Raw genomic sequence first — 13,957 nt, forward strand, 5'->3', positions numbered from 1 at the left:
ATTAAGAATTTTTTATATTGTAGTATCCTATAAGGCGTAATCGAAATTCTTTTAATTCCGGATACGCCTCTAAATTTGCTAACATACCTCTAATTACCGGAATTCTTGGATTAAGCAATCGTATTTCCGCCTCTAAAACATCTAATGTAACCAACAGCTCATCATCCTCTAATTGATCAGCTAAAGTGCGCTTAAATACAATAATCTCTTTTAAAAAATGTTCTTTAACTTGTTCCTTAATAAGCTCTGATTTACAAAGGAATTCTCCAAGCTTTTCTTCATGTAAAATAGGTTCTTCCGAAGATTCTACTAAGCCATCTACTAAATTATCTACTCTTTTTAAAATAAAAGCAGCTACATACGATAAATCAATTTCTGGTGCTTGTAAAATAATTAATTCTAAATACCCACGGCATATGCCTTCTACCATAATTACTAAATCCAATAAATATGGCATAACCTTTTCACCATAAATGGACAATAAACTATTCCGATAAAATGCATGAGACTCTAACTTCATCCGCATCATAAATTCTTCTACTTCTTTATTAAACGGAATCGCATTTTCTCTCGCATGCATAATAATAAATTCTTTATGCTTTTGTATATCATTAAACTGACAATGTAATTGTTTTGCAAATTTTTCACGTGGTAATAAAGACTCTTGTTCAATATCCAGCATTTTCTTTTGGATTTTGTCATAATAATATCGAAGTGTCGCTAATAAAAGCTCATCTTTCGATTTAAAATATAAGTAAAAAGCTCCCTTAGATATACCACTAGCTGTCACAATTTCCTGCACTGATGTCGCATTTACACCCTTAGTAGCAAATAACTTCATAGCCGATTCTATAATTAAACGCTCTTTTTCTTTCATATCTTCTCTCCTAAATTTAATCTCGCATCTTATTATAAATGTATTATACCATCTCTTTTTATTGACGATTGACCGAACGGTCAGTTATATTATGTATTAGACTGACCAGTTGGTCAATATAATAAAAAGGGAGCGCAAACATGAACAAAATCATCAATTTCTCGTTAAAAAATAAGTTCGCAGTTTGGCTACTAACCATTATTGTTACTATTGCGGGGATCTACTCTGGACTCAATATGAAGCTGGAAACAATCCCTGATATTACAACACCGATTGTGACAGTAACTACGGTCTATCCTGGTGCTACACCAGAAGAAGTAGCTGATAAAGTTTCAAAGCCGATGGAAGAACAACTACAAAATTTAAGCGGTGTTAACGTTGTGAGTTCATCATCTTTTCAAAACGCATCTTCTATTCAAGTAGAATACGATTTTGATAAAAATATGGAAAAAGCAGAAACAGAAATTAAAGAAGCTCTCACAAATGTAAAGCTCCCAGAAGGTGTTAAAGATCCTAAAGTTTCACGAGTAAACTTCAATGCCTTTCCAGTTATTTCGTTAAGCGTGGCAAGTAAGAATGAATCTTTAGCTACCTTAACTGAAAATGTAGAAAAAAATGTTGTACCAGGATTAAAAGGACTTGATGGTGTTGCATCTGTTCAAATTGCTGGCCAACAAGTAGATGAAGTACAGCTTGTCTTCAAGAAAGATAAAATGAAAGAACTAGGACTAAGTGAAGATACCGTAAAAAATGTGATTAAGGGATCGGATGTATCTTTACCACTTGGCTTATACACATTTAAAGACACGGAAAAATCAGTTGTTGTAGATGGCAATATTACAACGATTAAAGCGTTAAAAGAACTTAAAATCCCAGCTATACCTTCCTCACCTAACGGTCAAGGTAGTCAAAATGCTGGCGCTGGTGCACAAACGCCGCAAATGAATCCAGCTGCTATGAACGGGATTCCAACAGTTACATTAGACGAAATTGCTGACATTAAAGAAGTTGGGAAAGCAGAATCTATTTCTCGAACAAATGGAAAAGAAGCAATTGGAATTCAAATTGTGAAGGCCTCTGATGCAAATACAGTTGATGTTGTAAATGCAGTAAAAGATAAAGTAAAAGATCTTGAGAAAAAATATAAAGATTTAGAGATCATTTCAACATTCGACCAAGGTGCACCTATTGAAAAATCAGTTGAAACAATGCTGAGCAAAGCAATTTTCGGCGCTATCTTTGCGATTGTTATTATTATGCTGTTCCTACGAAATATTCGAACAACGTTAATTTCTGTCGTTTCAATACCACTTTCTTTATTAATTGCTGTTTTAGTCATAAAGCAAATGGATATTACGCTTAACATTATGACACTCGGAGCAATGACCGTTGCTATAGGCCGCGTTGTCGATGACTCAATTGTTGTTATTGAAAATATTTACCGACGTATGTCGTTATCAGAAGAGAAATTACGTGGAAAAGATTTAATTCGTGAAGCTACGAAAGAAATGTTTATCCCAATTATGTCTTCCACCATTGTAACAATTGCTGTATTTTTACCGCTTGGACTAGTAAAAGGTATGATTGGTGAAATGTTCTTACCATTCGCCTTAACTATCGTCTTCGCTTTATTAGCATCATTACTAGTAGCAGTTACAATCGTACCGATGCTAGCTCATTCCTTATTTAAGAAAGAGAGCATGAGGGAAAAAGAAGTACATCATGAAGAAAAACCAAGTAAATTAGCAAATAGGTATAAACGCATACTTGCATGGGCTTTAAATCACAAAATTATTACATCAAGTATCGCTGTCCTTCTATTAGTTGGTAGTCTTGCACTTGTACCAGTTATCGGTGTAAGTTTCTTACCTTCTGAAGAAGAAAAAATGATTATTGCAACATATAATCCTGAACCAGGTCAAACGTTAGAAGACGTTGAAAAAATTGCAACAAAAGCTGAGAAGCACTTCCAAGATAATAAAGACGTCAAAACAATTCAGTTCTCATTAGGTGGAGAGAATCCAATGAGTCCTGGTCAATCAAACCAAGCAATGTTCTTCGTGCAATATGATAACGACACGAAAAACTTTGAAAAAGAGAAAGAACAAGTCGTTAAAGATTTACAGAAGATGTCTGGCAAAGGCGAATGGAAAAACCAAGACTTCGGAGCAAGTGGCGGTAGTAACGAAATTAAACTATACGTTTATGGAGATAGCTCAGAAGACATTAAGCCTGTCGTAAAAGATATTCAAAATATCATGAAGAAAAATAAAGACTTAAAAGATATAGATTCTAGTATTGCAAAAACATATGCAGAGTACACTTTAGTCGCAGATCAAGAAAAGCTGAGTAAAATGGGCTTAACGGCTGCTCAAATTGGAATGGGACTTTCTAATCAACATGATCGCCCTGTTCTGACAACAATTAAAAAAGACGGTAAAGATATCAATGTATATGTAGAAGCTGAAAAACAAAATTATGAAACAATCGATGACTTAACAAATCGCAAAATTACAACACCACTTGGTAATGAAGTAGCTGTGAAAGATGTTATGACTGTAAAAGAAGGTGAAACATCGAATACAGTAACACACCGAGATGGACGTGTTTATGCAGAGGTTAGTGCCAAATTAACATCTGATGACGTTTCAAAAGCATCTGCTGCAGTACAAAAAGAAGTAGATAAAATGGATCTTCCTTCTGGTGTAGATGTTTCTATGGGCGGTGTTACTAAAGATATTGAAGAATCATTCAAACAACTTGGCTTAGCGATGTTAGCTGCGATTGCCATTGTATACTTCGTTCTTGTCGTTACATTTGGTGGTGCCCTAGCACCATTCGCAATTTTATTCTCGCTACCATTTACAATTATTGGGGCTCTTGTTGCCTTATTAATCTCTGGTGAAACATTAAGTGTATCTGCAATGATTGGTGCGCTTATGTTAATCGGTATCGTTGTAACAAACGCAATCGTGCTTATCGACCGCGTTATTCATAAGGAAAATGAAGGACTATCAACACGTGAAGCTTTATTAGAAGCTGGTGCAACACGCCTTCGTCCAATTTTAATGACTGCAATTGCAACAATCGGTGCTCTTATCCCGCTTGCATTAGGATTTGAAGGTAGTGGCTTAATTTCTAAAGGACTTGGCGTAACGGTAATTGGTGGATTAACAAGTTCAACGTTATTAACACTTCTTATTGTTCCAATCGTTTATGAAGTATTAAGCAAATTTAAAAAGAAAAAAACAAAATAACCTCGCTAACTGCGAGGTTATTTTTTATTTCCAAACAAGATTAGGAAATCGCTATAGCCTTCTTTCTCTAATTCCTCTTTTGGAATAAATCGAAGAGCTGCGGAATTAATACAGTAACGAAGGCCATTTGGTCCTGGACCATCTGGAAATACGTGCCCAAGATGTGAATCTCCTTCTTTACTTCTCACTTCTGTACGTGTCATATTATGACTCACATCCATCTTTTCTTTCACACTTGCTGACATCACTGGTTTTGTAAAACTAGGCCATCCACATCCACTATCAAATTTATCTAGAGAAGTAAACAACGGCTCACCTGAAACGATGTCTACATAAAGACCTTCCTCTTTATGGTTCCAATACTCATTTCGAAATGGTGGTTCTGTACCATTTTCCTGTGTTACATAATACTGCATCTCATTGAGTTTTTCTTTTAAATGAGCATTATCCTTTGGCCAATGTTGCTTAATAAAAGCATCTCGTCCTGAGCCTTTACGATATAACTCATAGCGGAATGTGTTTTTCTTATGGTATCCTTGGTGATATTCTTCAGCTGGATAAAATGTAGCTGCTGGTAGTATTTTTGTCGCAATTGGTTTTGAAAAGCGTCCACTCTGCTCAAGCTCTTCTTTTGAGGCCTCTGCTTTTTTATGTTGTTCTTCATTATGATAAAAAATCACCGTTTCATAAGACTGTCCGCGGTCGTGGAATTGTCCACCAATATCGGTCGGATCAATTTGTCTCCAATATATATTTAACAATTCCTCATACGGCATTTTATTTGCATCAAATGTAATTTGTACTGCCTCATAATGTCCCGTCGTTTCTGAACATACTTCTTTATACGTTGGATTCTCTTTATGACCACCTGTGTAGCCAGAAACAACCTTTATAATCCCTTCCATCTCTTCAAATGGCGAAACCATACACCAGAAGCACCCTCCAGCAAATGTAGCCAATTCTACCTTTTCATTTACAGCCATTACTTCACCCCTATTCTATGTTCTGCTTACAGTATGGCATAAGAAACATCATATTATAAAAGAAAAAGCACCGAACATCGATGCTTTTTCTTTACTTCACTTTATTTTTTCCAACATCCTTCTCCATTTCATCACTTGTCACGTCTAAAACATCTAATAAGAAGATGAAGATTGGAATACCGATAATTAATCCCCATACACCTAAGAAGTGTTCTGAGAAGATTAATACCATAAATGTATAGAAAATCGGTAAATTTGTTTTTTGCGACATAAACTTCGGGTTTAATACGTAACTTTCAAGCGCATGAATCACTGTTACGATAACCAAAATATAAACAACGTACATGATACCGCCAATATTGTAAGCAATCATACAAAGTGGGAACAACGAAATGATAACCCCCGCTACTGGAATTAAGCCAAGCAAGAAAATCATTAACGCTAAACCTAATAATTGCGGGAATCCTAATATCCATAATGCGATAACTGAAAGAACACAGTTAACAACAGCAATTAAAAATTGCGCTTCGATTACCTTTCCAAATGAACGTGCAAATTTCTTTCCGAAGTACTCAATTTCAGTATAGAAAATTGCAAGCCTGCTTTCTTTAAACTTTGCAGTAAAACCGACAATACGAGATTTTTCTAATAAGAAAAACAAACTCAAAATTAAAGAAAGTAAAACTTGAAGGCCAAATTTACCAACATTCGTAATCGATTTATACAAAATGTCTACGCCTTGTCCTACATATTTAGAAAGCTCCATATGATTGACAGCATTAACTGCATACTTAATTAGTTCACTATCTGGTGGGTTTCTTAAAAATACATTGAATTGGTAAATCAGTTGTGAAATTTGTATCGTCAATACTGGTAAATATTTAAATAGCGTAATAGCAATTCCACCAATTAACATTACATATAGAAATGCTATAATAATTTTTCGATTAATAGGCATGAAATGATCTAATTTGCGTGAAATAAACTTTTGGAATCGATCCATTAAATACGTGAGAATAAACGTAATTAATATTAAATTCAACATACTTTGCAGCCCGTATAACACGAGAGCAAGTATTACTAATACGAGTAACCTCTGAAATCCTTTGCTTTGAAACAGGTTTTTTATTTGCATAATCGACGAATACTCTCTCCTGTCCTATAAACTAAAACGTTAATAAGTAGATTTCTCTCTCTTTTCTACTTTTAATTATTCATTCATATTAAGATTTTTATAAACTCATTATATGCCTACCTTACCAGGTATATAGTAGCCTACTTCTTATTTTACAATACAATGACCTAATTCAAAACGTATTCTACATAGTATTAATGAAGATTTAAGGAAACTTACATTTTTTAATAGGTCTTACCACTACTGTAACATAAAAAGCAAGCTATCAGTAGAAATCTGTCCTACAAATAGCTTGCTTTTCTTATTTTTTAAGTAAGTTTTACTATCCAATGAATGGCATGAACATTGGGATGACAACTACTGTTACAACCCCAACTACCGTTACAGCAATACTTGCCATCGCTGCCTCTACCTCACCCATTTCAATTCCTACTGCAACTCCTAATGCATGACCCGCTGTTCCAAGTGCTAAACCTTTTGCAATCGGATGTTTCACTCTAAATGTTTTTAAGAATAATGCTCCTAATGCGTATACGATAACTGCGTTGAAAATAACTGCAAACGATGTAATTGCTGGAATACCACCAATACTTTCTGAAATTGGTAACGCAATTGCTGTTGTTGCTGCTTGTGGTAGCATTGAATTCATTACTGCTGTATCTAAACCGATTGCTTTTGCAACAATGAACACGACAATTACTGAGCAAATAGATCCAACCACGATAGCTGATAAAATTTGCCACCAATATTTTTTCAACTTATCAACTTGTTTATATAGTGGGATAGCGAATGCAATTGTTGCTGGCTCTAAGAAGAAACTAATCATTTTTCCGCCAGTATTATATTCTTCAAAAGTAAAGTTACCTACCTTTAGAAATACAATCCCTAATACCATCGCTACGAATAATGGTGTAAATAGGAAGAACCCTTTTGAATGCTTGAATAATAATGTTCCGATTCCGTATGCGATTAATGAAACGACGATTCCGAAATATGGAGTCATTGTGCTTGCCATGTTCATTACCTCCCAACAATATATAAATACAATGGTTACGCAACCTTTCCGTGCTTGCGTCCTTTATTTACTACTTTCAATTCTTTTATATCTTCTGTTTCTTTTTCATCTTTTCCTAAAATAAATTGTGCAAATAATCCTGTTACAGCGAGTAAAATAACTGTCGCTACAACAATTACAGTTAAAATTTGTACAAAGTATTGCCCCATTACACCAAGAGAATTAATAACTGAAATACCTGATGGGACGAATAAGAATCCAATAATACCTGTTAAAGCTGTTCCGAGTGATTCAACTTGCTCCAATTTAATAACTTTTAAACATAATAGACTAAATAAAATAACTAACCCGATTACCGATGAAGGCATTGGAATTGGTAAATGTGTTGCAATAATATTAGAAATTAACATAATAGCTGAAAATATGAATGCTTGTAATAAGAAACTATATACTTTTTTCGTACTCATTTTGGCCACCTCTTTCGATTTGGTACCTTTATTGTATAGGATACAACCGCCCAAGTAAGCGTTTACATAACGGGACGTCAAATATACAGAATCAGTTACAAATATAAAAGGATGAAATACAAAAGCTGCTCCTTAAATACGAAGCAGCTTCTTGAGTTCTTTTGCATATGTACGACTAACAGGTACTTTTGATCCTTCTTTCATAATTAAATTATAAGTAGAGTTAAACCATGGCTGAATTTCAGTAATATGATTAATATTTGCAATAAAGCTACGATGAACACGCATGAAACTTACTTGCGGCAACTTCTTTTCCAAAATCACAAGTGTATCGTGTGTTACATATGTTTCCCTCATTGTTTTTACTGTCACTTTTCCGTCCACAAGTCCTACATATACAATATCTTCAATATTAACAAGTACGATTGATTCTTCAATTGGTAATGCTAATTTATGCATCTCTACTGTTACATCTGTCCCCTTTATTTCGTGCTTCGTTTCTATTTGCGATTGTTTTTGTTTTTTATACTTCTTTAATGTCTGCACAATACGCTCTTCATCAAATGGTTTTAAAATGTAGTCTAACGCATCTACTTCAAATGCTTGCAGTGCATATTGATCATAGGCAGTAGCAAATACAATTGCAGGTGGATTTTTCATCTTCTTTAATATATTGGCGATTTCAAATCCGTTATCATCGGATAATTGAATATCTAAAAACACAATATCTGGTCTACTTTGCATTAGTTCTTCTAATGCGTCTTCCACACAATCAGCCTCACCAATTATCTCAACTTCTTTCGTTCTCTCTAATAAATACTTTAGTTCATCACGTGCTAACATTTCATCGTCAACTACTAATACTTTTAACAATCTGTTCTTCCTCCCCTACTTTTTTTGGAATAACAAAAGTAATCTCTGTCCCCTCATTTAATTCACTTTCGATATGAAGCATCGTTTCTTTTCCAAATAATCCAATAAGACGTTCATTAATATTATATAAAGCTGTTCCAGTCCCTTTCTTTGACGAAACTACCATCTTTCCTAATTGTTCTAAACGTTCTTCCTCAATTCCCTGTCCATTATCTTTTACTTCAAAATGAACCATACCCTCTTTTTCAAAAACATGCACTTCTACTTCACATACTGGTTGCTTCTTCGGAAAAGCGTGTCGCAATGCATTTTCAACCAATAGTTGAAGAACAAATGGTGGTACTAAAGTTGTCTTTAGCTCGTCCTCAATATACATCTTTACCTCATACTTATTTGGGAACCTTGCTTGTTCTAAGGATAGATATGCCTGTACATGGTTTAATTCTTGTTCTAGTGGAATCAATAACTGACGTGCCCCTTGCAAATTACATCGGAAATATACGCTAAGCTGTAATAATAACTTCCTTGCTTTTTCTACATCTGTTCGGCATAAAGCTGATACTGTATTAATCGCATTAAATAAAAAGTGCGGGTTAATTTGCGCTTGTAATGCTTTTATCTCCGCATCTTGAAGTAATTTACTTTGCAACTCAGCTTCTCCTAACTCTAACTGCGTGGAGAATATTTTTGCTAACCCTTCTGCTAATTCTTCTTCAACGCGACTTAACTGGTTAGGATTTTTAAAATACAGTTTTAATGTCCCTATCGTATTTCCATGCGAAGTTAGTGGAATAACAATCGCCGCTTGCAAAGGGCATCCTTCATGTTGACAATTAATGACCTCACGTGATTTTGCTTTCATTATTTGCCCTGTATGTAAAACTTCTTTCGACAAACCAGTTATTAAACTATGTGAAGGAATATGGTGATCTGATGCTAATCCAACATGAGCTAATATTTTCTCTGTATCTGTTAAGGATACCGCATCTGTTCCTGGAAAACGGTGAATAATTTGTGCCACATGCTTACATGATTCTTCTGTTAAGCCTTGGCGAAAATATGGTAACGTTTTATCTGCAATACGTAATACCTTATGAGTCTGAAGTGCCTTTGCGTTCTCTTCCTGACGCAAAATAGCTTGTATCATAGAAAGTAAAATAAAACTTCCAAAACTATTTACAAGGATCATTGGTATCGCAATTGTTTTCACAATGCTCATTCCATCCTCTACAATTAATAGGATCATAATCATTTCTAAAGAAACGATAAAAACACTTAAAATCGCTGAAAACTTAGGAGTAATTGTACGATTATACTTTTTGAAAATGTATCCAATATACCCCGTTATAACACCTGCTAAAATTGACGAGATTGCACAACTTAGAGCTGTCGTCCCTCCAAGCATATAACGGTGAATACCAGCAATTGATCCTACCCCAATTCCGACGATAGGACCACCAAGCAATCCACTAATTCCAACACCCATAATACGTGTATTCGCAATGGTACTCGATGATGAAACACCTTGTAACCAATTTTCATTCATAATCGTATTTCCTGCTATTTCAATCCCAGTGTAATTGCTTACAATTGTAAATACCGAAAAAATACAAATAAGCTTAAGCTTATCTACATAGCCATCCTGTTTATGAAGGAGGCGTCTGAAAGTTTTAATATGAGAGAGTAAAAATCCTAAAATAACTATAAGTCCGACTCGTTCAATCATCATGAGTACTAAATTTAGCATCTTTGATTCATTCCTTTTTATTTAGTTAGTTTTATTATGGGAAAATAATGAAGTCGGCGTCAAGAAGAACGAAATGTTTTTTGAAATATTTTACACATAATAACTTCCTCTTTATTTGACAATACATATAGAAGAGTGCTAAAAATAAAGTAATATAATACAGTCCTTTAACCCAACCCCGTGAGGTTGAGAAGGAAGTCGGAATACAATATACGTATGTTCTTTTCTTGGGGATACGTATGCTTTTTTGGCCTTCTCATCATATCAGGTGAGAAGGCCTTTTGTTATTCTTCCATAGCGACTGTAGAAAATAAGGAGGAGTAATAATGAACGTCACTACTGATGTACAACAAACAACAGAGGAGACAAAAGCGAAAAGATATAAAACATTATTTGGTTCTGCGCTAGGATATGCAGCAGAAGGTTTAGATATGTTGCTATTATCGTTCGTACTTGTCTATATTTTAAAAGAGTTTCACTTAAGTCCTGTTGAAGGTGGAAACTTAACTTTAGCTACCACAATAGGAATGTTAATTGGTTCTTATTTATTTGGATTTATTGCTGATTTATTTGGCCGTATTCGTACAATGGCCTTCACAATCTTACTGTTTTCACTAGCAACCGCACTCATTTATTTCGCAACAGACTACTGGCAATTATTAATTCTGCGCTTTTTAGTTGGAATGGGAGTTGGTGGTGAATTCGGAATCGGAATGGCCATCGTAACAGAAACATGGTCTAAAGAAATGCGCGCTAAAGCGACATCTGTTGTTGCACTTGGATGGCAATTTGGTGTACTGATTGCTTCACTCCTTCCAGCATTTATTGTCCCACACTTTGGATGGAGAGCCGTTTTCTTATTTGGATTAATTCCAGCTTTACTAGCTGTCTATGTCCGTAAAAGTTTAAGTGAACCGAAAATATGGGAGCAAAAACAACGCTACAAAAAGGAGCTATTGCAAAAAGAAGCTGCAGGTAAATTAACAACTACTGAAGCAGAACAACTAAAACATATAAAAAAATTTCCACTTCGAAAGTTATTTGCCAATAAAAAAGTAACAATTACAACAATTGGTCTTATTATTATGTCGTTCATCCAAAACTTCGGATATTACGGAATCTTCACATGGATGCCCACTATTTTAGCAAATAAATATAACTATACATTAGCAAAAGCAAGTGGCTGGATGTTCATTTCTACCATCGGTATGCTAATTGGAATTGCAATCTTTGGTATTCTAGCTGATAAAATTGGTCGACGTAAAACTTTTGCAATCTATTATATTGGCGGTACAGTATACTGTCTCATTTACTTCTTCTTATTCACAGATTCAACATTATTATTATGGGGAAGTGCATTGCTTGGATTCTTTGCAAATGGAATGATGGGAGGATTTGGAGCAATTTTAGCTGAAAACTATCCTGCTGAAGCTCGCTCTACCGCCGAAAACTTTATTTTCGGTACAGGACGTGGACTAGCTGGATTTGGGCCTGTTATTATTGGCTTACTTGCTACAGGTGGCAACCTACTTGGAGCATTGTCCTTGATTTTTATCATCTACCCAATCGGGTTAATTACAATGCTACTATGTGTACCAGAAACAAAGGGAAAAGTATTAGATTAAACGTAAAAGAGGAAGCATCTCATTTAAGATGCTTCCTCTTTTACGTTTTTATTTATTTTGATTTACTAGCCTTCTGAAATAAGAATGCAGTTTTATCTTCTTCTTTTACAATACCTTGTTTTAATGCTAATTCTCCCGCAACTTTAGGCGCTAACCATAGCATTGGGAATAACAAAATTGATACCGGAACTGCCGTCACCACGATAAACGATTGTAGCGCATTAATACTTCCTTCACCCATATATAAAAGAATTGCTGCAACTGCGCCCATAATAAGCGACCAAAAAATTCGCAAACTAATTCTAGGATCTCCGTCTCCAGTCACTGCCATTGAAATGGAATACGCCATTGAATCTCCTGTTGTCACTACAAATAAAATTGTTAATAAAAGAAATGCTGGTCCAATAATATTAGAAAGTGGCAATTGCCCTGTAATTGCAATCATAGCTGCCGGCATACCAGATTCACTTAATGCGTCCGAGATAGACCCAGGATTCATCAACTCATAAAACACGCCTGATCCACCTAATATAGTAAACCAAAATGTTGTAATAATAGGTGCGATAATTCCAATTGCAACGATGATTTCTCGAATCGTTCTCCCTCTTGAAATTCGACTCACTAAAATTGCCATCATTGGTCCATATCCAATAAACCATCCCCAGAAAAAGATTGTCCAAGATCCTAACCAACTTGTATCACCACGGTATGTGCTCATCGGTATAAACTCATTTACATAAAATCCAAACGAAGAAACAAACGAATCAATAATAAATCCACCTGGCCCAAATAGTAATATGAATGCCATTAACACAATTGCTAATCTAACATTTAAATTACTTATAATTTGAATCCCTTTATCAATACCTGTTACTGCCGATATGGTAGACACGGCCACCACACAAACAATAATTGCTAATTGAGTAGTAAACACATCAGAAATTCCAAATAATTCTTGTAATCCATAACTTGCTTGTAAACCTAAAAATCCAATTGGGCCAATTGTACCTGCAGCTACTGCAATAATTGCAGCTGCATCAATTATCGTTCCAAGCAGGCTCTTTCTTAATTTTTCCCCAAAAATAGGGTATAAAAGTGTTCGAGGTTTTAGCGGCATATCTTTATGATAATGTCCATACATCATAACTACCGCACTAATTGTACCTAAAATCGTCCATGCTAAAAATCCCCAATGCATATAACTTTGTGCTAAAGCAGGCATGACTGCTTCTTTCGTTCCAGCAGATATACCATCATGTATTGGTGGCACCGTCATCAAATGATACATTGGCTCTGCTGCTGCCCAAAAAACGCCACCTCCAGCAAGTAATGTAGACATAATAATAGCAAGCCATTTTGCCGTACTAATCTCAGGTTTTTCTAATCCCCCAAGCTTAACTCTCCCATATTTGGAGAAAGCCATACACATCGCAACAATAAATGTACCTAATAATAAAACTTGCCAGAAGGCACCGAAATATTTAATTGAAAAAGCGAAACTTTTATTAATCGCACTCTCTACATAATCCTTGTTCAAAAAAACTGCAATTACAAATAATAAAAGTGAACCACCACTAATAATAAATACAGGCCAATCAGTTTTTCGACTCTTCATCCTCATTTATACTTCCTCCTTCCTCAGCAATCTAAAAAAACAACTTTATTATGTTTTATTGTTTAAACCCAAAACATAATAATTATATATGCATAACATTTTATCGACTTCCCACATACTTATGTTGTCCCTAAAAATATGCCAAATCCCTTATTAAAAAGAAAAATTCTCTTCCTCTTACATAAAAAAGCAAAACAAAAGACCTTATATTTCTATAAGGTCTTCGAAACAGAAATTTGATTATAACATAAGGTACTCCTTGGTTCAAAAAGCCTCTTCCAAAAATAACCGAGAGTAAAGGCTTCCATTTGCTACATAACAGTAATTAAAAAAAATTATATTTCAAAGAAAAAACCTACACTA

General features: G+C 34.9%; 10 protein-coding genes and 1 pseudogene. 2 read left to right on the top strand and 9 right to left on the bottom strand.

Features of this window, described 5'->3' with window-relative positions:
* Position 1: 1 nt before the first annotated feature.
* Complete coding sequence (locus BC_RS27100; RefSeq protein ID WP_000659648.1) at positions 2-877, bottom strand: TetR/AcrR family transcriptional regulator; 876 nt, start codon at positions 875-877, stop codon at positions 2-4.
* A gap of 140 nt (positions 878-1,017) precedes the next feature.
* Between BC_RS27100 and BC_RS27105 the strand changes: the two genes are divergently transcribed.
* Complete coding sequence (locus BC_RS27105) at positions 1,018-4,134, top strand: efflux RND transporter permease subunit (protein WP_001033498.1); 3,117 nt, start codon at positions 1,018-1,020, stop codon at positions 4,132-4,134.
* Between the two features lie 17 nt (positions 4,135-4,151).
* Here BC_RS27105 and msrB read toward each other — a convergent pair whose 3' ends face one another.
* From msrB to lytS, 7 genes and pseudogenes are all read right to left on the bottom strand, one after another.
* Positions 4,152-4,604, bottom strand: coding sequence for a peptide-methionine (R)-S-oxide reductase MsrB (msrB, locus tag BC_RS28135; protein WP_227599596.1), 453 nt, complete (start codon positions 4,602-4,604; stop codon positions 4,152-4,154).
* Between the two features lie 45 nt (positions 4,605-4,649).
* A pseudogene (gene msrA, locus BC_RS28140) lies at positions 4,650-5,117 on the bottom strand (peptide-methionine (S)-S-oxide reductase MsrA); the annotation flags it as partial.
* Positions 5,118-5,208: 91 nt separating this feature from the next.
* Complete coding sequence (locus BC_RS27115; RefSeq protein WP_001166010.1) at positions 5,209-6,252, bottom strand: AI-2E family transporter; 1,044 nt, start codon at positions 6,250-6,252, stop codon at positions 5,209-5,211.
* A 322-nt stretch (positions 6,253-6,574) separates the two neighbouring features.
* The gene (gene lrgB / locus BC_RS27120; RefSeq protein ID WP_000168869.1) at positions 6,575-7,267 is read right to left on the bottom strand and encodes an antiholin-like protein LrgB; all 693 of its coding nucleotides are present in this window, start codon (positions 7,265-7,267) and stop codon (positions 6,575-6,577) included.
* 35 nt (positions 7,268-7,302) lie between these two features.
* Positions 7,303-7,734: an antiholin-like murein hydrolase modulator LrgA gene (gene lrgA / locus BC_RS27125; protein ID WP_000104891.1), complete on the bottom strand. Its 432-nt coding sequence runs from the start codon at positions 7,732-7,734 to the stop codon at positions 7,303-7,305.
* A 132-nt stretch (positions 7,735-7,866) separates the two neighbouring features.
* Entirely contained in the window at positions 7,867-8,607 is a 741-nt protein-coding gene (locus BC_RS27130; protein WP_000921843.1) for a LytR/AlgR family response regulator transcription factor, read from the bottom strand.
* On the bottom strand, positions 8,585-10,354 hold the full coding sequence (gene lytS / locus BC_RS27135; RefSeq protein ID WP_000933560.1) for a two-component system sensor histidine kinase LytS: 1,770 nt from the start codon (positions 10,352-10,354) through the stop codon (positions 8,585-8,587). The genes BC_RS27130 and lytS overlap by 23 nt, the downstream gene beginning before the upstream one ends.
* Before the next feature lie 326 nt (positions 10,355-10,680).
* Between lytS and BC_RS27140 the strand changes: the two genes are divergently transcribed.
* A complete protein-coding gene (locus BC_RS27140) occupies positions 10,681-11,979 on the top strand; it encodes an MFS transporter (protein ID WP_001103412.1) in 1,299 nt (432 codons plus the stop codon).
* Positions 11,980-12,031: 52 nt separating this feature from the next.
* Here BC_RS27140 and BC_RS27145 read toward each other — a convergent pair whose 3' ends face one another.
* Positions 12,032-13,600 (bottom strand): BCCT family transporter, encoded by a 1,569-nt coding sequence (locus BC_RS27145; RefSeq protein WP_001242442.1) that lies wholly within the window; start codon positions 13,598-13,600, stop codon positions 12,032-12,034.
* Positions 13,601-13,957: the final 357 nt, after the last annotated feature.

Origin of the sequence: Bacillus cereus ATCC 14579, from assembly GCF_000007825.1 — a bacterium.
In the GTDB taxonomy this organism is placed as follows: Bacteria; Bacillota; Bacilli; order Bacillales; family Bacillaceae_G; genus Bacillus_A; species Bacillus_A cereus.

Excerpts from the sequence above, each read along its gene's own strand:
- BC_RS27100 (WP_000659648.1), bottom strand. The coding sequence starts at position 877 with ATGAAAGAAAAAGAGCGTTTAATTATAGAATCGGCTATGAAGTTATTT.
- lrgB (WP_000168869.1), bottom strand. The coding sequence starts at position 7,267 with ATGGCAAGCACAATGACTCCATATTTCGGAATCGTCGTTTCATTAATC.
- lrgA (WP_000104891.1), bottom strand. The coding sequence starts at position 7,734 with ATGAGTACGAAAAAAGTATATAGTTTCTTATTACAAGCATTCATATTT.
- BC_RS27140 (WP_001103412.1), top strand. The coding sequence starts at position 10,681 with ATGAACGTCACTACTGATGTACAACAAACAACAGAGGAGACAAAAGCG.
- BC_RS27145 (WP_001242442.1), bottom strand. The coding sequence starts at position 13,600 with ATGAGGATGAAGAGTCGAAAAACTGATTGGCCTGTATTTATTATTAGT.
- BC_RS27115 (WP_001166010.1), bottom strand. The coding sequence starts at position 6,252 with ATGCAAATAAAAAACCTGTTTCAAAGCAAAGGATTTCAGAGGTTACTC.
- BC_RS27105 (WP_001033498.1), top strand. The coding sequence starts at position 1,018 with ATGAACAAAATCATCAATTTCTCGTTAAAAAATAAGTTCGCAGTTTGG.
- lytS (WP_000933560.1), bottom strand. The coding sequence starts at position 10,354 with ATGCTAAATTTAGTACTCATGATGATTGAACGAGTCGGACTTATAGTT.